Annotated in this window: 19 protein-coding genes; 13 read left to right on the forward strand and 6 right to left on the reverse strand. The window is 64.8% G+C overall.

Annotated features, from left to right (window positions below):
- From H162_RS0123445 to H162_RS0123460, 4 genes are all read left to right on the forward strand, one after another.
- Positions 1-895 (forward strand): Ldh family oxidoreductase (locus H162_RS0123445; protein WP_020655927.1); only part of this gene is annotated, 895 nt, incomplete at its 5' end.
- Positions 896-919: 24 nt separating this feature from the next.
- Positions 920-1,660 (forward strand): sulfite exporter TauE/SafE family protein, encoded by a 741-nt coding sequence (locus tag H162_RS0123450; protein WP_020655928.1) that lies wholly within the window; start codon positions 920-922, stop codon positions 1,658-1,660.
- 124 nt (positions 1,661-1,784) lie between these two features.
- On the forward strand, positions 1,785-2,525 hold the full coding sequence (locus tag H162_RS0123455) for an SDR family oxidoreductase (RefSeq protein WP_026354993.1): 741 nt from the start codon (positions 1,785-1,787) through the stop codon (positions 2,523-2,525).
- 32 nt (positions 2,526-2,557) lie between these two features.
- The gene (locus H162_RS0123460) at positions 2,558-2,986 is read left to right on the forward strand and encodes a cupin domain-containing protein (protein ID WP_026354994.1); all 429 of its coding nucleotides are present in this window, start codon (positions 2,558-2,560) and stop codon (positions 2,984-2,986) included.
- 5 nt (positions 2,987-2,991) lie between these two features.
- Here H162_RS0123460 and H162_RS0123465 read toward each other — a convergent pair whose 3' ends face one another.
- Entirely contained in the window at positions 2,992-3,465 is a 474-nt protein-coding gene (locus H162_RS0123465; protein ID WP_020655931.1) for an Lrp/AsnC family transcriptional regulator, read from the reverse strand.
- Positions 3,466-3,477: 12 nt separating this feature from the next.
- A complete protein-coding gene (locus tag H162_RS0123470) occupies positions 3,478-5,091 on the reverse strand; it encodes a M20/M25/M40 family metallo-hydrolase (RefSeq protein ID WP_211223741.1) in 1,614 nt (537 codons plus the stop codon).
- Between the two features lie 252 nt (positions 5,092-5,343).
- On the opposite strand from H162_RS0123470, the gene H162_RS0123475 reads away from it, so the two are divergent.
- The 4 genes from H162_RS0123475 (at position 5,344) to H162_RS0123490 (ending at position 9,714) form a co-directional block, all read left to right on the forward strand.
- Positions 5,344-6,750: an amino acid permease gene (locus H162_RS0123475; RefSeq protein ID WP_020655934.1), complete on the forward strand. Its 1,407-nt coding sequence runs from the start codon at positions 5,344-5,346 to the stop codon at positions 6,748-6,750.
- Positions 6,747-7,370: a YitT family protein gene (locus H162_RS0123480; protein ID WP_020655935.1), complete on the forward strand. Its 624-nt coding sequence runs from the start codon at positions 6,747-6,749 to the stop codon at positions 7,368-7,370. The genes H162_RS0123475 and H162_RS0123480 overlap by 4 nt, the downstream gene beginning before the upstream one ends.
- Before the next feature lie 54 nt (positions 7,371-7,424).
- Positions 7,425-8,621 (forward strand): amino acid aminotransferase, encoded by a 1,197-nt coding sequence (locus tag H162_RS0123485; protein WP_020655936.1) that lies wholly within the window; start codon positions 7,425-7,427, stop codon positions 8,619-8,621.
- Between the two features lie 82 nt (positions 8,622-8,703).
- Positions 8,704-9,714: a porin gene (locus H162_RS0123490; protein ID WP_020655937.1), complete on the forward strand. Its 1,011-nt coding sequence runs from the start codon at positions 8,704-8,706 to the stop codon at positions 9,712-9,714.
- 73 nt (positions 9,715-9,787) lie between these two features.
- Here H162_RS0123490 and dctA read toward each other — a convergent pair whose 3' ends face one another.
- Positions 9,788-11,116 (reverse strand): C4-dicarboxylate transporter DctA, encoded by a 1,329-nt coding sequence (gene dctA / locus H162_RS0123495; protein ID WP_026354997.1) that lies wholly within the window; start codon positions 11,114-11,116, stop codon positions 9,788-9,790.
- Positions 11,117-11,247: 131 nt separating this feature from the next.
- Positions 11,248-12,270, reverse strand: coding sequence for a YeiH family protein (locus tag H162_RS0123500; protein WP_020655939.1), 1,023 nt, complete (start codon positions 12,268-12,270; stop codon positions 11,248-11,250).
- Positions 12,271-12,377: 107 nt separating this feature from the next.
- On the opposite strand from H162_RS0123500, the gene H162_RS0123505 reads away from it, so the two are divergent.
- Both H162_RS0123505 and H162_RS0123510 read left to right on the forward strand, forming a co-directional pair.
- On the forward strand, positions 12,378-13,274 hold the full coding sequence (locus tag H162_RS0123505; RefSeq protein WP_020655940.1) for a LysR family transcriptional regulator: 897 nt from the start codon (positions 12,378-12,380) through the stop codon (positions 13,272-13,274).
- A gap of 121 nt (positions 13,275-13,395) precedes the next feature.
- Positions 13,396-14,151, forward strand: coding sequence for a GntR family transcriptional regulator (locus tag H162_RS0123510; RefSeq protein WP_026354999.1), 756 nt, complete (start codon positions 13,396-13,398; stop codon positions 14,149-14,151).
- A 16-nt stretch (positions 14,152-14,167) separates the two neighbouring features.
- On the opposite strand, the gene H162_RS0123515 is transcribed toward H162_RS0123510, so the two are convergent.
- Positions 14,168-14,893, reverse strand: a complete 726-nt coding sequence (locus H162_RS0123515; RefSeq protein WP_020655942.1) for an amino acid ABC transporter ATP-binding protein — start codon at positions 14,891-14,893, stop codon at positions 14,168-14,170.
- A 234-nt stretch (positions 14,894-15,127) separates the two neighbouring features.
- Between H162_RS0123515 and H162_RS0123520 the strand changes: the two genes are divergently transcribed.
- The 3 genes from H162_RS0123520 to H162_RS0123530 all read left to right on the forward strand — a co-directional run bounded on the left by H162_RS0123520 (position 15,128) and on the right by H162_RS0123530 (position 18,867).
- Positions 15,128-16,396, forward strand: a complete 1,269-nt coding sequence (locus H162_RS0123520; RefSeq protein ID WP_020655943.1) for a dicarboxylate/amino acid:cation symporter — start codon at positions 15,128-15,130, stop codon at positions 16,394-16,396.
- A gap of 74 nt (positions 16,397-16,470) precedes the next feature.
- Positions 16,471-17,754, forward strand: a complete 1,284-nt coding sequence (locus tag H162_RS0123525) for a metal-dependent hydrolase family protein (RefSeq protein WP_020655944.1) — start codon at positions 16,471-16,473, stop codon at positions 17,752-17,754.
- 24 nt (positions 17,755-17,778) lie between these two features.
- Positions 17,779-18,867 carry a type II asparaginase gene (locus H162_RS0123530; RefSeq protein ID WP_020655945.1) on the forward strand — a complete coding sequence of 363 codons (1,089 nt, stop codon included), beginning with the start codon at positions 17,779-17,781 and terminating at the stop codon, positions 18,865-18,867.
- Between the two features lie 46 nt (positions 18,868-18,913).
- Here H162_RS0123530 and H162_RS0123535 read toward each other — a convergent pair whose 3' ends face one another.
- Entirely contained in the window at positions 18,914-20,761 is a 1,848-nt protein-coding gene (locus H162_RS0123535) for an ABCB family ABC transporter ATP-binding protein/permease (RefSeq protein WP_026355000.1), read from the reverse strand.
- Positions 20,762-20,779 lie beyond the last annotated feature (18 nt).

Raw genomic sequence — 20,779 nt, forward strand, 5'->3', positions numbered from 1 at the left:
CGAGGCCCAGGGACTGGCTTCGCACGGCCTGTCGCGCGTCGCCCAGTACGCCGGCCACCTGCGCTGCGGCCGCGTCAACGGCGAAGCCAGGCCGCGCGTGCAGCAGAGGAAACCGGCCGCGCTGCTGGTCGACGCTCAGGAAGGCCTGGCCTTCCCTGCCTGCGCGCTAGCGGTGCGCGAAGCGATCCGCAGCGCGGGCGAGACCGGCGCCGCCTTCGCCGGCGTCACCAACAGCCACCATTTCGGCGCCGCGGCCTACCACCTGGAGCCGGTGGCGGCGGCCGGGATGGTCGGTATCGCCTTCGGCAACTCGCCGGCCGCGATGCCGGCCTGGGGCGGCAAGCGCGCTCTGTTCGGCACCAACCCGATCGCCGCCGTGTTCCCGCGCCGCGCCGGGCCTCCCTTGGTGATCGACCTGTCGCTGTCCGAGGTCGCGCGCGGCAAGCTGATGGTGGCGGCCAAGCAGGGCAAGACGATTCCCGAGGGCTGGGCGCTCGACAAGGAAGGCAATCCGACCACCGATCCGAAGGCGGGCTTGGAAGGCATGATGCTGCCGGCGGGCGGCGTGAAAGGCGCGATGCTGGCGCTGATCGTCGAGCTGCTGTGCTGCGCCCTGACCGGCGCGGCCTACGGCTTCGAGGCCGATTCCTTCTTCACCGACGAAGGCAACCGGCCGCGCATCGGCCAGGCCTTCCTGGTGATCGACCCGGGCGCGCTGGCGGGCGGCGAGGTGTTCGACGAGCGCATCGAGACCCTGGTCTCGGCCATGCTGCTCGATCCCGACGTGCGCCTGCCGGGCCAGCGGCGCCAGATGCTCGCCCGCGACGCGGAGCGCGACGGCATCGAGGTCGCGCCGGCGCTGCTCGAGCAGCTCGCAGCGCTGGCCGGCGCCTGAGCCCGGGGCAAGCGGCGTAGCGCGATGGCATTCGGCTTCGACACCATCGCGCTGCTGGCGCTGATCATCCTCCTTGCGTACACGGTGTTCGGCCTGACCGGCTTCGGCTCCGCGATCACGGCGATGCCCTTGCTGGTCCTGCTGATCCCGCTGCGCATGGCGGTCCCGCTGATGCTGGTCTTCGACCTGGCGGCGGGGCTGCTGCTGGGCCTGAAGAACCGGCGCGTGGTCGACCGCAAGGAACTGCTGCGCCTGGTTCCCTTCATGCTGGTCGGGATGAGCATCGGCCTGTTCGCCCTGGTCAAGGCGCCCGAGCGCCTGCTGCTGCTCACCCTCGGCATCTTCATCCTCGCCTACTGCGCCTGGAGCCTGCTGCTGCGGCCCGAGGTGCGGCAGATCAGCAGCCGCTGGTCGATGCCGCTCGGAATCACCGGCGGCGTATTCACCGCCCTGTTCGGCACCGGCGGGCCGATCTACACCATCTACCTGGCGCGCCGCCTGGACGACAAGCTGGTGCTGCGCGCGACGATCAGCTCCCTCATCTTCATCAGCGGCCTGTCGCGGCTGGCGATGTTTTCCAGCGCCGGGCTGTATGGGCAGGAATCGCTGCCGATGCTGGCGGCCTTCCTGCTGCCTTGCGCGCTGGCCGGGCTCTATCTGGGCAACTACCTGCATAGCCGGCTGCCGGCGGCACGGGTCGTGCAGGCGATCTGGGCGGTGCTCATCGTGGGCGGCGCCAGCCTGGTCTTGCGCAACATCCGATAGCGCCGGCGCATTCCATCCCGCCCGACTGGAAGTCCGGCCGTCGACGGTATGGAATAGGAGAGAAGCGCCCCTGTTCGACTTTCAAGGAAAATTGCTGCCTCACCAGGAGACCGCAATGAAAGCCATGAAAATCGTTGTCATCGGCGGCACCGGATTGATCGGCGCCAAGACCGTCGCGCGTTTACAGGCTGGCGCGCATGCGGTGCTGGCGGCCGGGCCCAGCACCGGCGTGAACACCCTGACCGGCGAAGGCCTGGCGCAGGCGCTCGACGGCGCCGAGGTGGTGATCGACACGTCGAATGCGCCGTCCTTCGATCCGGATGTGGTGCGCGCATTCTTCGAGACCTCGGGCAGGAACCTGCTCGAGGCGGAACGCAAGGCGGGCGTAGGTCACCACGTGGTGCTGTCCATCGTGGGAACGGATCGGATGCCCGATAACGGCTATTTCCGTGCGAAGCTGGTCCAGGAAGACATGGTCGCCAAGGCCGGCCTTCCCTACACCATCGTGCGCTCGACCCAGTTCTTCGAATTCCTGAAAGGCATTGCGGATGCGAACACGGTCGGCAATGTCGCGAAATTCGCGGGTGGCCAGTTCCAGCCGATCGCAGCCGACGATGTCGCCGAACTGCTGGCCGCGATTGCGCTGGAAGCGCCGCGCAACGGCATCGTGGACATCGCCGGTCCCGAACGCGCGCCGTTCGACGAGATCGTACGCCGCTACCTGCAGGGGCTCGATGATGCACGCACGGTCGAACGCGATGACGCTGCCTTGTATTTCGGCGGCAAAGTCGGCGAACTGTCGCTCGTTCCCCTGTCCGACGCGCGACTTGGACGTATCGACCTGTCGACCTGGCAGAAACACTGATTCCCAACCGCTCGCGAATGAAGGTGACCACGATGAACAACCTGCTTGCCGCCCTGGTGCTCGCCACCCTGCCGTTCCAGATGAGCTGGGCCAACGCGCAGGAGCCCAAGAGTGCGAAGATCACGCTCGTCTACGAACAAAAAATTCCTGGCATGCCGAACAAGAGCCTGAAAGGGATCCTGGTCGAATATGGACCCGGCGCGGTGAATCCGGCGCATACGCATGCGAAGTCGGCCCTGATCTATGCATCGGTGCTGGAAGGATCGGTCTTGAACCAGCTCAATGGCGGTCCTGTCCGCACCTTTACCAAAGGCCAGAATTTCACCGAGATGCCGGGTGACCGCCACGATGTCAGCGCCAACGCCAGCAAGACGGAGCCTGCCAAGGTGCTGGCGGTGTTCGTGGTCGATACCGACGATACCAAGCTGACCACGCCCATCGCACCCGGGACCGGCAAGTAGTCGATTCATGGCGCCGGCATCAGCACGCCGTTCTCCTTGATACGCTCCAGGACCACGGAAGTCCGCAAGGTGGCTATGCAATCCCGCAAGGCCGCCAGACGATTGATCAGGCCGTTCAACTCGGGCAGCCCTTCGACAGCCACCTTCATCAGGTAGTCATAGCTTCCCGTCAGTTTGTACACGTCGCGGATCAGCGGCTCCTCGCGGACCAGGCGCAGGAAGGCATCGTTGGCGTCGCTCGAATGGCGGGCCAGGCCCACTTCGATGAGTCCGAGTACCGGGGTCCCGTCTCCCTTGGGAGAAAGCTGGGCATGGTAGCCGAGAATATATCCGTCCTGCTCGAGGGCGATGCGCCTGCGCGAACACTGCGAGGAAGACAGGCCGACGATGTCGGACAATTCCTGGTTGAGCAGCCGGCCATTGTCCCGCAAGAGCCTGAGTAATTCCTTGTCGTAGTCATCCAGCGAATTTGACGCCATATCTTTTCCTTTTTATTGTTTCCAGGGGGTGGTCAGCATGGAAGCAATGCTGCGTATGCCTTCCATGTAATTCCCGAGCCGGAGATTTTCATTGGCCCCATGCTGGTTGCTGTCCGCATTGATCAGCGGGACGACCAGGTAAGGGGTCTTGAGCACCGTCACCGCACCGCCCATCGGCAGCGTGGAGCCACCCATGCGATACAGGTCCGGCTCACGCTGCGTGGCTGTCCTGACGCCTGCGATCGCCCACCTGGAGAAAGGCGAATCCATCGGTTCCCGGAACCCGACTTGCGTGCTCGGATAGGCCATCATCGTCAGTTTCGCCATCCGGGGAAATGCGGCCCGTTCTTCTTCGGTCGGCGCCTCGCCCTGGACGACATGGTAGCCATGGGAAGCGACGTAGTCCTTCAGCAAGCCGAACACCCGCTCAGGCGGCGTTTCGGGAACCGTACGGACGTTGAAGCTCGCCGTCGCGACGGCCGGGATCGAGTTGACGCCCGAGGAACCGACCACGCCGGACCCTATCCACAGCACATCCAGGGAAGGATACTGCAAAGCCTCGATGACATTCGGCGCCACGCTATCCAGCCCGGCGACGCCCAGGCGCTTTTCCAGCACGCCGGCGGCGGGAACGTGGGCCTTCATCGCCTGTTGGTCGGCGTCGCTGATGTGGATGCCTTCATAGAAACCCGGAATGATCACCTTTCCCTGCTCGTCCTTCATGCCGGCGACCAGCCTGGCAAGGCGCAAGGCGGCGTTTGGCGCGATGTTGCCATACAAGCCGCTGTGCTGGTCCGTCCTGGTCCCGAACACCGTCAGGTTGAGCTGGATCGATCCCCGGTTGCCGAAGTTGATGCTCGGCTTTTCAGTGGAAGCCCTGCCGCCGTCGTAGACGACGATGCCGTCGCTTCGCAGGATGTCCTTGTGCGCTTCCATGACGGTATGCAGTGAAGGCGAGCCTTTTTCCTCCTCGGAGTCGAGCAGGACTTTCACATTCACCGCCGGGTCGATGTGCTTGCCCTTCAGGGCATCGATCGCCGCCAGGAACATCATGATGGGGCCCTTGTCATCCGAGGCCGCCCGCGCGAATACCCGCCACTCGGGATCGACCGGTCCCGTGGCCAGGAGATCGCTGGAGATGGTCTGCCAGGCGCCGTCGCCATCACGCTTGCGCAGCGTGGGCGTCCAGGGATCGGTATGCCATCCCGCAGGCGGCGCGGGCTGGGCGTCGAGGTGCATGTAGACGAGGATCGTCTTCCTGCTTTTCCGTGCCGGCCCGAATTCGGCGAACAACAGGGGGCGCCCGTTGTTGGCCAGCTGCCGGGTACGGAATCCGCGGCTGGCAAATGCCTTCTCGAGCCAGTCGACGTTGCGCTGGATATCCTGCATATGGGCGGCATCCGCCGGCATGGACAACAGCTTGAAGTACTCCGGATACGTCCTCTTCGCGGCGGACTGGACTTCTTCCTCCGACAGGATGGATTGCGCGGAGCTCAGGCCGGCGGAGCAGGCGAGGAGGATAAGTGAGGCAATGCGGGCGGCGGTGGCAGAGTTAGTCATTGGTGGCCATGGGTGCAGGTGAAAGGATGGTGGTTCCAGGTTTCTGCCAAGCGAGAACCGTGCCAATGCCGGGCGACGCCGGAAAACCGGCGAGTGAGCCAAATATACGCAAATATACCCATCAAATCGCACATCCCGTGCAAAATCTGCGCATCAAACGCACAAAACAAGTGAGCGGAATGCACCAACGCGGGGCAGCTCATGCACTGCCTGCGTCTTTCGTGAGCCCTTTCCCCTGCAGGCGATGGTTTCGTGCGCAGTGGCATACAAATTGCATAGTTCGTGCACATACCTCGTTTAACGAAAGACGTGCACGACATGGAAAGCAAAACACCACCGCCCGAGCCGGCGCTGAAACGGCAGCTCAGTAACCGGCATATCCAGCTCATCGCCCTCGGCGGCGCTGTCGGTACCGGCCTGTTCCTGGGCATCGCGCAGACGATCGAGCTTGCAGGACCCTCGGTCATCCTGGGGTACGGCCTGGCAGGGCTGATCGCCTTCTTCATCATGCGGCAGCTGGGAGAGATGGTCGTTTCCGAACCGGTAGCCGGTTCCTTTGTCCATTTCGCCAACAAGTACTGGGGCGAATTTCCCGGTTTCCTGGCGGGCTGGAATTACTGGGCGCTGTATGTCCTGGTCAGCATGGCGGAGCTCACCGCCATCGGCATCTATATCCAGTACTGGTATCCCGACATGCCGACCTGGCTCTCCGCCCTGGCCGTCTTCTTGCTGGTCAACGGGATCAACCTGCTGCATGTGAAGCTGTTCGCGGAAACCGAATTCTGGTTCTCCATCATCAAGGTCGGCGCGATCGTCAGCATGATCGCCTTCGGCAGCTACCTGCTGGCGACCGGCCAGGGCGGGCCCCAGGCCAGCGTGTCCAACCTGTGGCAACTGGGCGGCTTCTTCCCTCACGGCGTCAGCGGCCTGGTGATGGCGATGGCGGTCATCATGTTCTCGTTCGGGGGGCTGGAGCTCATCGGCATTACCGCGGCCGAAGCGGAATCGCCTGAAACCACCATCCCGCGCGCCACCAACCAGGTCGTCTATCGCATCCTGATCTTCTACATGGGCGCGCTGGCCATCCTGCTGTCGCTGTATCCCTGGAACGAAGTGCAGCGTGGCGGCAGCCCGTTCGTCCTGGTGTTCCAGTCCCTGGACAGTCCCTACATCGCCCATGTGCTCAATGCCGTCGTTCTCACCGCCGCGCTGTCGGTCTACAACAGCTGCGTGTACTGCAATAGCCGCATGATCCTCGGCCTGGCCCTGCTGGACAAGGCGCCGCGCCGGTTCGCCCGCGTCAACAAGCGGGGCGTGCCGGTCGCCGCCTTGATGCTGTCGGCCGCCGCGACCGCGATCTGCGTACTGGTCAACTACCTGGCCCCGAAACAGGCCCTGGGCATGCTGATGATGCTGGTGGTGTCCGCCCTGGTCATCAACTGGACCATGATCAGCATCACGCACCTGAAATTCCGGCGCGCCCTGCGCAGCCAAGGCGCATCGACCTCGTATCCAAGCTGGGGGTATCCGCTGACGAACTACGTGTGCCTCGCCTTCATGGCCGGCATTCTCGCCGTGATGGCCCTGTCGGCCGACTTCATGCAGGCCGTATTGCTGATTCCCTTGTGGATCGGCGCCCTGGCGCTGGCCTTTTCCCTGATTCGCCTGCGGCGCCGGTCCGAGCCGGCCGCTGACACCACCAACGACATGGCGACGACAGCATGAACACTACCGTGACAACAGAACACATCACCAAGGTCCCGCACAGCCTGCTGGAAGATTCGCTGGCCCTGGCGATGGGGACACTCGTCATCAGTTTCGGGCTGTTGCTGCTCAAGGAAGCGCACGCGGTCACCGGCGGCATCTCCGGTATCGCATTCCTGGTGCATTACGCCACCGGCATGCGCTTCGGCCTCACCCTCTTCCTGTTGAACCTGCCGTTCTACTATTTCGGATACAAGCGCATGGGGAAGGTCTTCGTGCTGAAGACCTTCTGTGCAGTGGGCCTGCTGTCCCTGTTCGTTGAACTCAACAGCTACTTCGTCAAGATCGAACGCATCGATGCGATCTATGCCGCCTTGCTGGGCAACATATTGATCGGACTGGGCTTCGTCATCCTGTTCCGCCACCGCGCCAGCCTGGGCGGCGTGAATATCCTGGCGCTCTACCTGCAGGACCGCTATGGCATCCGCGCGGGGAAATTCCAGATGGCGGTGGACACCGGCATCGTCATCGCGGCCCTGTCGATCGTGCCCCTGCCGGCGCTGCTGATATCGATCGCCGGCGCCTTCCTGATCAATCTCATCATCTCGATGAACCACAGACCGAACCGCTACCTTGCCTGAGTCACCAGGCAAGCCTTGGCACGCCCACATCATTCACCCTAGCGATCCAGAACCATGTTGAACCATATCGAGCAGTATCCCGGCGATCCCATCCTGTCCTTGATGGAGGCCTTCCAGAACGACCCGCGCGCGGACAAAGTCAACCTCAGCATCGGCATGTACTACGACGAGCACGGCGTCATTCCACAACTCGCGGCGGTCAACCGCGCCCATGCACGGCTGGACGCACGCAGGGACGCGCCGAGCCTCTACCTGCCGATGGAAGGCTTGCAGCCGTATCGCTCCGCCGTGCAGTCGCTGCTGTTCGGCGCCGACAGCCAGGCGCTGCTGGAGGGGCGGGTGGCGACCGTCCAGACGCTGGGCGGCTCCGGCGCCCTGAAAGTGGGCGCCGATTTCCTGCACCGCGTTTTTCCCGATGCCGGCGTCTGGGTCAGCGATCCGACCTGGGACAACCACATCGCCATTTTCGAAGGCGCGGGTTTCAAGACCCGGACCTATCCCTACTTCGACGCACAGACCCGGGGCGTCGATTTCCCCGGCATGCTGGACGCGCTCGACAAGCTGCCCGCACAGAGCATCGTGCTGCTGCATCCCTGCTGCCATAACCCGACCGGATCCGACCTCGGCAAGGACCAGTGGGACCAGGTGATCGAGGTGCTGCGCACGCGCGGCCTGATCGCCTTCCTCGATATCGCCTACCAGGGATTCGGCGGCGGGCTCGAGGAGGATGCCTACGCCATCCGGGCCCTGGCCTCGTCCGGCCTGAGCTTCGTGGTGGCCAATTCGTTCTCGAAGATCTTCTCGCTGTACGGCGAGCGCGTGGGCGGCCTGTCCGTGGTCTGCAAGGATGCCGAACTGGCGTCGCGCGTCCTGGGGCAGCTCAAGGCCACCGTCCGCCGCAATTATTCCAGTCCGCCGGCCCACGGTGCGCACGTGGTCACGGAGGTGCTGGACGATCCGGAACTGTGCGCGCTCTGGGGCGCCGAGGTGGAGGCCATGCGCACCCGTATCCTGGCGATGCGCCAGGCGCTGGCGCTGGAACTCGGGCAGACCATGCCGCACCGCGATTTCAGCTACCTGAGCGCACAGCGCGGCATGTTCAGCTATACGGGCCTGAGCCCGGAGCAGGTGGATTTCCTGCGCAAGGAATTCGGCATCTATCTCGTGCGGAGTGGCCGCATCTGCATGGCGGGCCTCAACGACAGCAATGTCGCGAAAGTCGCGCGCGGCCTGGCCGTCGCCATGGCCTGAACCGGCATCTCACACGAAGGAACAACAAGTGAATCTCAAACTATCGTGCATCCTGGTATGCATTGGCCTTTCCACATGCCGCGTGGCGTCTGCCGGCGAGACGGTGGCGGTCTACGGGCTGATCGACCTGGGCCTGAGCTATTTTTCGAACACGGGCACGGCAACCGGCGCGGACAAGTCGACCTTCCGGGTGGACAGCGGCATCGCCCAAAGCAGCCGCCTCGGTTTTCGGGGCAGCGAAGACCTCGGCGACGGCAATGCCATGTTCTTCAATCTCGAAACGGGCTTCAGCGCCGATACCGGCGCCCTGGGCCAGAACGGCGCCATCTTCGGCCGCCAGGCGGTCCTCGGCATCCGCAGCAAACGCTTTGGCGCGCTGAGCATCGGCCGGCAGTACGACTTCATGAGCAATCTCGGCGTTGCCTATGCCATGGGGGCGAATTCCGCGGCAGGCTCCTTCGCATGGGGCCTGCATGCCGACGCCGCCAACCGCAGCATCCTGAACAACCACATCTATGTCGGCGACCGCAGCAACAATTCGATCAGGTACCAGACCAATGACATGGGCGGGTTCAGCGCGGGGCTCATGGTCGGTCTGGGCGAAGTGGCGGGCAATGCGTCCGCGGGGCGCACCGTCAGCGGGCTCGCCGGCTATGCCAGGGGAGGCTTCAGCATGGGCGCGGCCTTCACCCATCTCCGCGATGCCGCCGACCGCGGTTCCACGCGCATCGGCGGATTCGGCGCAAGCCATGTGCTCGGCCAGGTGAAATTCTGGGGCATCGCCACCGACGTCAAGGCCACGCTGACGTCGGCACGGGCAAGGACGTTCGAAGCCGGGGCGACCTGGAGCCTGACGCCGGTCATCGACCTGAGCGGCGCTTACCAGTACCAGGTCCGCAACCTGGATGTCGGCGACGCGCAGGCGCTCGTGGCGGTGCTGGACTACAAGCTCTCCAAACGGTCCGATGTCTACCTGAGCGGCGTGTACGCCAACGACAATGGCTACGACGCGTATCCGGTCTATGGCGGCGGGGTGCAGGCTGCGGGTGGCGTCCAGACCGCGCTGCGCCTGGGCCTGCGGCATCGCTTTTAATGAAAAAGACTCCCGGTGCGGCTTCCGCCTGACCGGCGGAACACCGCACCGGGAGCTTCAACGGAAAACCAGCCTACATCGCCACCTTCGCCACGACCGGCAGCGGCGTCACGATCGCATCGCTGCCCAACTCCACCTCGTCGGCGATCTCTTCGCCATCGAGCACGCGCCGCGCCTGCTCCAGGTCCATCTCGCCTTCCCAGCGCGCCACGACGATCGTCGCCACCGCATTGCCGATCAGGTTCGTGATCGCCCGGATCTCGTTCATCAGGCGGTCGATGCCGATCACCAGCGCGATGCCCGCCACCGGGATCAGGGGCATCGACGCCAGGGTCGCGGCCAGCGCCACCAGCGCCGCACCCGCCACGCCGGCGCCGCCCTTCGAGGTCACCAGCAGGATCGCCAGCAGGCCGAGCTGCTGCCACAGGCTCAGGTCGATGTTCAGGGCCTGGGCGATGAACAGCGAGGTCATGGTGAGATAGATCGCGGCGCCGTCCAGGTTGAACGAATAGCCGGTCGGGATCACCATGCCCACCACCGAGCGCGCGATGCCCAGCTTCTCGAGCTTCTGCATCATCTGCGGCAGCACCGACTCGGTGCTGGCCGTGCCCAGCACGATGAACATCTCTTCCTTCAGGTAGCGGATCAGCTTCCACAGCGAGACGCCGGCGGCGCGCGAGATCGTCCCCAGCACCAGGACAATGAAGATGAGCGTGGTCGCGTAGTAGCAGGCGATCAGCAGCGCCAGCTGCTGCAGCGTGCCGATGCCGAATTTGCCGACCGTGAAGGCCATCGCACCGAAGGCACCGAGCGGGGCGAGCTTCATCACCAGGCCGACGATGCCGAGCAGCGCCTTGCCGAATTCATCGATGACGGCGCGCGCTTTTTCGCCACGCTCGCCGAGGATCGACAGGCTGACGCCGAACAGGATCGAGAACAGCAGTACCTGCAGCAGGTTGCCCTTGGCGAAGGCGTCCACCACCGAGGATGGGATGATCGCCGCCAGGAACTGGCCGGTCGACTGGGGTTGCGCCTTCTGGGCAATCTGGGCCACCGCGCCGTGGTCGAGCGAGGCGAGGTCGGCATTGATGCCGGCGCCGGGTTGCATGAGGTTCGCGACCACCATGCCGATGACCAGGGCGACCGTCGTGATGATTTCGAAATAGAGCAGCGCCTTGCCGCCGACGCTACCCACCTTCTTCAGGCTTTCCATCCCCGCGATCCCGCACACGATGGTGCAGAAGATGACCGGGGTGATGACCATCTTGATGCCGTTGATGAAGGCGTCGCCCAGCGGCTTGAGGTCCGTCGCGATACCGGGATAAAAGTGGCCGACCGCTACGCCGGCGACCAGCGCCACCACTACCTGGAAGTACAGACTGCGAAAAAGCGAACTTCTCATGTGCCTCCTCCTTACCGCTGCATTGATTGATGTGTTCAACAGCTGGGCCTTACGCATGCTAACCGGGTCTTGTCAACGAATCAAACAGATCATTTATATGAGTTAATCAAAAATTTTGGGGGTTTCACATATCAGAAAATCGCGGTCACTCCCCAGTTGATGGCATAGCCGCCGACCATCAGGAACAGGAACAGCACGCTCGCCAGCAGGATCGGCTTCAGGCCCGCCTGGCGGATGGCGCCGGCCTGGGTGCGCAGGCCGAGCGCGCCCATCGCCATCGCCAGCAGCACGGTATCGATCTCCACGATCCACTCCACCAGCACGGGCGGCAGCACGCCGAGCGAGTTGACGCCGCTGGCGACGATGAACAGCACCGCGAACCACGGAATCGTGATGCTGCCCTTCCCGCTGGCTGCGCCTTCCTCGTTGCCGAGGCGGCTGCTCAGGATCACCAGGAAGGGCGCGAGCATCATCACGCGCAGCATCTTCTCGATCACCGCGGCCGAGGCGGCCTGCTCGCTGACCGCCTTCCCCGCCACCACCACCTGCGCCACCTCGTGGATGGTGGAACCGACGTACAGGCCGTAGCCCAGCTCGGACAGCTGCAGGTAGGGATACAACAGCGGATAGATGAACATGCCGAGCGTGCCGAACACGACCACGGTCGCCACCGCCACCGACACCTTGTGGGCCTGGCCGCGCACCACCGGCTCGGCCGCCATCACCGCCGCCGCCCCGCAGATCGAACTGCCGGCGCCGATCAGCATCGCGGTCTGTTTGTCCAGCCCGAACACGCGGGTGCCGAGCTGGACCGCGAGCGTGAAGGTGACGGCGATGATCAGGATGTCGATCACCACGCCGGCCCAGCCGATCTCGCCGATCTGCTGGAAGGTGATGCGGAAGCCGTACAGGATGATGCCCAGGCGCAGCAGGCGCGCCTTGCTGAAGTCGACGCCGCCGCCGCAGTGCGGGGCGATGCGTCCGAATACGGTATTGCCGAGGAGGATGCCGATCAGGATGGCCAGGGTCAGCGCGCTGATGCCCATCTGCTGCACGGCCGGCAGGCCGGCGCCCCAGATGGCGGCCGCCGCGATGGCGCCGGCCAATGCCAGCCCGCTGGCGAACTGGAGCGGGGTACCCGGTGTGGTGGTCATTCTGTCTCCCCTTGTGTGTGTGAATTTGTGACTCAAGGGTAGCGCCGGGCCTAAATAAGTAAAAACGAGTTATATTTATATAATTAATCAATTCAATTGATATAGCGATGCTGCGCACCACGCTCAGGCAAATCGAAATCTTCATGGCGACCGCCCAGAAAGGCAGCGTCACCCAGGCGGCGGCCGTGGTCGGCGTCACGCAATCGGCCGCCAGCATGGCGCTGGCCGAGTTCGAGGGCCAGCTGGGGACGCGCCTGTTCGACCGCATCGGCAAGCGGCTCGCGCTGAATGAGGATGGGCGCGCGCTGTATCCCAAGGCGGTCGAAATGATCGAGCGCGCGCGCGAGATGGAAGGGCTGTTTCGCCAGCCGGGCCGCGCGGTCGACCTGCGCCTGGGCGCCAGTTCCACGATCGGCAACTACCTGCTGCCGCAGATCATCGGCAGCTTCCGCGCCGGCCGGCCCGGCAGCCGCATCGAACTCGAAGTGGGAAATACGCAACAGGTGATCAACGCAGTCCTGCATTTCGGGATCGATCTGGGCTTCGTCGAGGGCCCCTGCCTGCATCCGGACATCGAGGCGGGCTTCTGGCGCCCGGACGAACTGGCGATCTGCGCGGCGCCGGATCACCCGATCGCCCAGCCGGGCGGCGCCAGCATGGAGGCGCTGCGCCAGGCCGAGTGGATCCTGCGCGAACGCGGTTCCGGCACGCGCGAGGTGGTGGACCAGATGCTGATGAGCCAGCTGGGCGGCATCCGGGTGACGATGGAGCTGGGCGGCACCGAGGCGATCAAGCGCGCGGTCGAGAGCGGCATGGGCATTTCCTGCCTGCCGAAGATCGCCCTGATCGGCGCGGTCGAGCGCGGCAACCTGGTGAGCATCCCGACGCCCGGGCTCCAGCTCACGCGCGCCTTCCACATCCTGGTGCACAAGGACAAGTACCGCACCGAAGGCATGACCAGCCTGGTCGCCCTGTGCCAGGACATGGCTGCGAAGCTGCGCTAGGTCCTCCGCACACAGCCTACGCTGCAGCGCACAATTCAATCAGGTGATCTGTATCTATTTTGCGGCGTAATGACGCCGTATGCGCTATGATGTCTCATCACCTCATTCTTCTGGCGGCAACATGCAACAAATCTTTCGATCGGATGTAGCCCTTGGCCTTCCGCTGTACCGTGAAGTCAAGCACAAGCTCATGGAATCGCTGCGCGATGGCGAATGGAAGCCCGGCGACATCATCCCGGCCGAAAAGCGCCTGTGCGAGCGTTTCGGCGTCAGCGTCGGCACCTTGCGCAAGGCCGTCGACGAATTGACCGCCGAGAATATCCTGATCCGGCACCAGGGGCGCGGCACCTTCGTCGCCTCGCACAGCCAGGACCGCTACATGTTCGGCTTCTTCCACATCTACGCCCAGGATGGCCGCAAGGAATATCCGAAGGTGGAATTCATCAGCCTGACGCGGGACAAGGCGGATGCCGACGGCGCCGCGCGGCTCGGGGTCAAGAAGGGCGCGAAACTGTTCCGCATCATCAACCGGCTCAGCCTGGGCGGACGGGCGGTGATCATCGACGACATCCTGCTGCCGGAGCAGTTCTTCCCCAACATGACCGAAGCCCAGGTGCGCGACCGCCGCACCACGCTCTACCAGCTGTACCAGGACAGCTTCGGCATCGGCGTGCTGCGCACCGAGGAACGGCTGCAGGCCTGCGGCGCCAGCGCGGACATCGCGCGGATGCTCGGCATCCCGGAAGGCACGCCGCTGCTGCACATCATCCGCCGCGCGCTCAGCTTCCGCGACGAGGTGGTGGAACTACGCCACTCCTACGTCATCACCGACGGGCACGAATACTACGCCGGCGACGACAACCAGGGCCACGGCTGACCGGGCCGGGGCCGGATCAGTGGATGATCCGGGCCAGGAAATCGCGCGCTCGCTCCGAACGCGGGGCGTTGAAGAATGCCTCCTTCGGGCTGTCCTCGACGATGCTGCCGTGGTCCATGAACACGATACGGTCGGCCACCTTGCGCGCAAAGCCCATCTCGTGGGTGACCACCATCATGGTCATGCCTTCCTGCGCCAGCCCGACCATCACATCCAGCACTTCGCCGATCATCTCCGGGTCGAGCGCGGAAGTCGGTTCGTCGAACAGCATCGCCACCGGGTCCATCGACAGGGCGCGCGCGATCGCCACGCGCTGCTGCTGGCCGCCCGAGAGCCGGCCCGGGAACTTGTCCTTGTGCGCCAGCAGGCCGACCCGGTCGAGGTAGGCCAGTCCGCGTTCGGTGGCCTCATCCAGGCTGCGTCCCAGCACCTTGACCTGGGCCAGCGTGAGATTCTCGCGTACCGACAGGTGCGGGAACAGCTCGAAGTTCTGGAACACCATGCCGATCCGCGCGCGCAGCCGCGACAGGTCGGTCTTCGGGTCCCCCACTTCGATGCCGTCCACCCGCACGCTGCCATGCTGGAAGGGTTCCAGGCCGTTGACGGTCTTGATCAGGGTCGACTTACCCGATCCGGATGGACCGCACACCACCACCACATCGCCGCGCGCCACCTGGGTGCTGCAATCGCTCAGCACCTGGAAAGCGCCATACCACTTGCTGACTCTACTGATTTCAATCATTTGTTGTCCGTTTTGTCTACGCTTCGCCGCGCACTCTTGATCCGTGTGCAAGCATGCTTGACAGCATTATCAGTGCCTAGGATACTGCGAAACTTGCCATACCCACCAGAACGAACTGGCCGTTCTCCCTCGTAAAGCCAGCGTGTTGCCCGAATAATTTGCCTACATACGTCGCCAGCGACAGCGTCATCCGTTGCCGCCGGCTTTGCACAGGTCCACGAGACAGGAAGCTTTATGAACAATCGAAACCGTCTGACTACATATATCCTGATCGCGCTCGTGGTCGGCATCGTCGTCGGCTACCTGGCGAACGCCAATATGACGCCGGAGGGGGCCAAGTCGTTCTCCGACACGATGTCGCTGATTACCACGCTGTTCCTCCGCCTGATCAAGATGATCATCGCGCCGCTGGTGTTCTCCACCCTGGTGGTCGGCATCGCCAAGATGGGCGACGCCAAGGAAGTGGGCCGCATCGGCGTCAAGGCGCTGGGCTGGTTCGTCATCGCTTCGATCATCTCGCTGTCGCTGGGCCTGATCCTGGTGAACCTGTTCCGTCCGGGCGACGCCATGGCCCTGGCTGGCGGGCTGCCGCCGGTCGACGCCTCGTCGGGCATCACCACCTCGGGCCTGACCCTGAAGGAATTCATCACCCACCTGGTGCCGTCCTCGATCGTGGACGGCATGGCCAAGAACGAGATCCTGCAGATCGTCGTGTTCTCGCTGTTCTTCGGCACCGCGGCGGCGGCCGTGGGCGCCCGCGCCACCCCGCTGATCGATGCGGTCGACGGCGTCGCCCACATCATGCTGAAGGTGACCGGCTACGTGATGAACTTCGCGCCGATCGCCGTGTTCGCGGCCGTCGCCGGCATCATCGCCAAGAGCGGCCTGGGCGTGCTGTCCACCTACGGCATCTTCATGGCCGAGTTCTACTTCGGCATCGTCCTGCTGTGGATCGTGCTGATCCTGATCGGCATGGCCTTCCTCGGCCCGCGCGTGCTGAACCTGATCGCCGAACTGCGCGGCCCGACCCTGCTGGCCTTCTCGACCGCCTCGTCGGAAGCGGCCTTCCCGAAAACCCTGGAAGGCCTGGAGCGCTTCGGCGTCAAGAACCGCCTGGCCTCCTTCGTGCTGCCGATCGGCTATTCGTTCAACCTGGACGGCTCGATGATGTACTGCACCTTCGCGGCCGTGTTCATCGCCCAGGCCTACGGCATCGAGCTGGCGCTGTCGACCCAGCTGACCATGATGCTGGTGCTGATGCTGACCTCGAAGGGCATGGCCGGCGTGCCGCGCGCCTCGCTGGTCGTGATCGCCGCCACCCTGGCCCAGTTCAACATTCCGGAAGCCGGCCTGCTGCTCCTGCTGGGCATCGACCACTTCCTGGACATGGCCCGTTCGGCCACCAACGTGATCGGCAACGGCATCGCCACCGCGGTGGTCGCCAAGTGGGAAGGTGACCTGGGCGAACCGTCCCGGGACCCCGCCGTCGCACCGCTGCGCTAACCCGCGCCCGGATGCAACCCAAGGCCTTCCAGCGATGGAGGGCCTTTTTTATAAGCTTTCATAAGGAGCGAGACATGAAACAGCTGTATGCAGCAGGCCTGATGCTTGCCATGACCGGCGCCCACGCCGCCACCCAGACCGTCGACTGCGGCCGCCTGCTGGACGTGAAGACCGGCGCCTGGCGCGAGCGGGTCAGCATCGTGATCGAGGATGGGGTCATCAAGTCGGTCGGCCCGCTGACCCAGGCTGCCGGCAACATCGACCTGTCGCGCCACTCCTGCCTGCCGGGCCTGATCGACATGCACGTGCACCTGACCAGCGAAACCCAGCCGGTGGTCGACGCCTACCGCGACCGCCTGACGGCCGATCCGGCCGACCTGGCCTACCGCTCGGTCAGGTACGCCGAACGCACCCTGATGGCCGGTTTCACCACCGTGCGCGACCTCGGCGCGCAGGATGGCCTGAACGTCTCGCTCAAGCGCGCCATCGCCGCCGGCGCGATCCCGGGCCCGCGCATGTTCACCGCCGGAAAGTCGCTCGCCACCACCGGCGGCCACGCCGACCCGACCAACAACCTGTCGCACTTCCTGAGCGAGAAGGTCGGCACGCCCGGCCCCGAGGAAGGCGTGATCGACAGCCCCGAAGCAGGCCGCCAGGCCGTGCGCGCGCGCTACAAGGAAGGCGCGGACCTGATCAAGGTCACCGCCACCGGCGGCGTGCTGAGCCAGGCCGCCAGCGGCCAGAACTCGCAGTACACCGAGGACGAGCTGCGCGCGATCGTCAGCACCGCCAAGGACTACGGTTTCCGCGTCGCCGCCCATGCGCACGGCGCCGAAGGCCTGAAGCGCGCGCTGCGCGCCGGCGTCGACTCGATCGAACACGGCACCCTGATGGACGACGAGGCCGTGGCGCTGTTCAAGAAGAGCGGCGGCTGGTACGTGCCGACCATCTCGGCCGGCCGCTACGTCGCCGACAAGGCCAAGGACCCGAACTACTACTCGGCGCTGGTGCGCCCGAAGGCCGCCGCCATCGGCCCGCAGCTGCAGTCGACCTTTGCGCGCGCCTACAAGGCCGGCGTGAAGATCGCCTTCGGCACCGACGCCGGCGTGTTCCCGCACGGCAACAACGCCAAGGAGTTCGGCTACATGGTGGAAGCCGGCATGACGCCGATCGACGCGATCCGCGCGGCCACCGTGCACGCCGCCACCCTGCTCGACCAGCCGAAGCGCCTGGGCGCCGTCGAGGCGGGCTACGCCGCCGACATCATCGCCGTCGAGGGCGATCCGCTGCGCGACATCAGGCAGCTGGAACAGGTCAAGTTTGTCATGAAGGATGGCGTCGTTTACAAGAAGCTGTAACGCGCCCTGTTTAAGGAGAAGTCCATGCTGTTCCACAAAACCGCACGCGCGGGCGCCGCGCTGTTCGGGTTCCTGTTCCTGCTGGCGACGGCGGCCCAGGCCCAAACCCAGGCCGTCGCCAAACTGCCGAACGTGAGCATCCTCGCCACCGGCGGCACCATCGCCGGCACCGGCGCCACCAGCACCACCACGGTGGGCTATACCGCCGCCACGGTCGGCGTGCAGGCGCTGATCCAGGCGGTGCCGGAAATCGCCAGGGTCGCCAACGTCAGCGGCGAGCAGGTGTTCCAGATCGCCAGCGAAAACATGGGCAACGAGCACTGGCTGGTGCTGGCCAAGCGCATCAACGTGCTGCTGGCCCAGCCTAACGTCGACGGCATCGTGATCACCCACGGCACCGACACGCTCGAAGAAACCGCCTACTTCCTGAACCTGGTCGTCAAGAGCAGGAAGCCGGTGGTGCTGGTGGGCTCGATGCGCCCGTCGACCGCGCTGTCGGCCGACGGCCCGATCAACCTGTACAACGCGGTGCAGCTGGCGGGCAGCCAGGCGGCGATCGGCAAGGGCGTGCTAGTCGCGATGAACGACCAGATCCATGCCGCGCGCGACGTGACCAAGTCGAACACCACCACCGCGGACACCTTCCGCGCGGCGGAGCTGGGCATGGTCGGCTACATCCAGGGCGGCAAGCCGTTCTTCTACCGCGAGGTGACGCGCAAGCACACGGTCGAGACCGAGTTCGACGTTGCGAAGCTGGATGCGCTGCCGCAGGTGGACGTGGCGTATGCCTATGCGAATGTGGGCGCGGTGACGGTGAATGCGCTGGTGGGCGCCGGCGCGAAGGGCCTGGTGCACGCCGGCGTGGGCAATGGCAGCCTGCCGGCCAACACCAAGCCGGCGCTGGTGGCGGCGCGTGCAAAGGGCGTGATCATCGTGCGCTCGAGCCGCGTCGGGCAGGGCATCGTGGCGCGCAATGGCGAGGCGAATGACGACCAGCTCGACTTCGTGGTGTCGGATACGCTCAGCCCGCAGAAGGCGCGCATCCTGCTGATGCTGGCGCTGACCAGGACCAGCAGCACCAAAGAGATCCAGCGGATGTTCTACATGTACTGATCCCCGGGGTGACATCGGCCTGCGGACCGATGTCACCCTTCCCCATTCATTCCTGCTGCAGCTCCAGCGGCGGCGACGCCACTTCCTCATCCGGCCGCGCAAGCTGCCTTTCCCACATCTGGGCATACAGCCCGCGCGCCATCAGCAGCGACTGGTGGGTTCCCCGCTCCACGATCTTCCCGTGATCCAGCACGATGATCTGCTGCGCATCCGCAATCGTCGACAGCCGGTGCGCGATCACCAGGGTGGTGCGGTTCTTCGCGATCTCCTTCAGCTGCCCCTGGATCGCCTGCTCCGACTTCGAGTCCAGCGCCGACGTCGCCTCGTCGAAGATCAGGATCGCCGGATTCTTGAGCAGGGTGCGCGCGATCGCCACCCGCTGCTTCTCGCCGCCCGACAGCTTCAGGCCGCGCTCGCCCACCATGCTCTGGTAGCCATCCGGCAGGCTCTCGATGAAGTCGTGGATGGAGGCCGCGCGCGCCGCCGCCACGATGTCCTCGCGGCTCGCGCCCGGCCGGCCATAGGCGATGTTGTATTCGATGGTGTCGTTGAACAGCACCGTATCCTGCGGCACGATGCCGATCGCCGCGCGCAGCGACTGCTGGGTGACGTCGCGCAGGTCCTGGCCGTCGATGCGGATCGCCCCGCCGTTCACGTCATAGAAACGGAACAGCAGGCGCGACAGGGTCGACTTGCCCGAGCCGCTGTGGCCCACCACCGCCGTCGTGGTGCCGGCCGGGATGGTGAAATCGACATCGAACAGGATCTGGCGCTTGGTTTCGTAGCTGAATTCCACATGCGAGAACTCGACCTGGGCGCCGCGCGCCACCAGCGGCTGGGCGTGCGCGCCGTCGGCCACTTCGCGGTTCTGGTCGAGCAGCGAGAACAGGCGCTCCATGTCCGCCAGGCTCTGCTTGATCTCGCGGTAGATCACGCCCAGGAAGTTCAGCGGAATGTAGAGCTGGATCATGAAGGCGTTCACCAGCACCAGGTCGCCCAGGGTCATGGTGCCCGCGATCACGCCTTCGGTCGCGCGCCACAGGATCAGGGTGACGGCGGTGGCGATGATCAGCGACTGGCCGGTGTTGAGCACCGACAGCGAGGTCTGGGAGCGCACCGCGGCGTTCTCGAAGCTCTGCAGGCCCTGGTCGTAGCGCCGCGCCTCGTAGTCTTCGTTGCCGAAATACTTGACCGTCTCGTAGTTGAGCAGCGAATCGATGGCCTTGGTGTTGGCCTTCGAATCGAGGTCGTTCATGGTGCGCCGGAAGTGGGTGCGCCATTCGGTGACGATGACGGTGAAGGCGATATAGGCCGCCAGCGCCACCGCCGTGATGGCGCTGAACCAGATGTCGTAGTTCAGCGCCAGGTAGCCCAGCACCAGCGTGATCTCGACCAGGGTCGGCAGCACGTTGAACAGCGAATACGAGATCAGCGAATTGACGCCGCGCGTGCCGCGCTCGATGTCGCGCGTCATGCCGCCGGTCTGGCGGTTCAGGTGGAAGCGCAGCGACAGCGCATGCAGGTGGCGGAACACCTTGAGCGCAATGGTGCGCACGGCGCGCTGCGTGACGCGCGCGAACAGGAATTCGCGCAGCTCGGTGAACAGGGTGGTCGACAGGCGCAGCAGGCCGTAGGCGATCAGTGCGCCGACCGGCAACACCAGCAGGGCATGCGGATGAGCAGGATCGATGGCCAGCTGGTCGATGAGTTGCTTGAGCACCATCGGCACGCCGACGTTGGCCATCTTGGCGCCGATCAGGGCGCCGAGGGCGGCCATCACGCGCCACTTGTACACCCACAGGTAAGGGAACAGCGTGCGCAGGGTGGCCCAGTCGTTGCGGGGCACGCCCTTGAGGTCTGGCGGGGGGAGGGATGTTGCGGAAGAGCGTCGCATGGCAGGGCTTCGTGTTTT

The sequence above is a fragment of the Massilia niastensis DSM 21313 genome (assembly GCF_000382345.1).
GTDB classification, from domain to species: Bacteria; Pseudomonadota; Gammaproteobacteria; order Burkholderiales; family Burkholderiaceae_D; genus Telluria; species Telluria niastensis.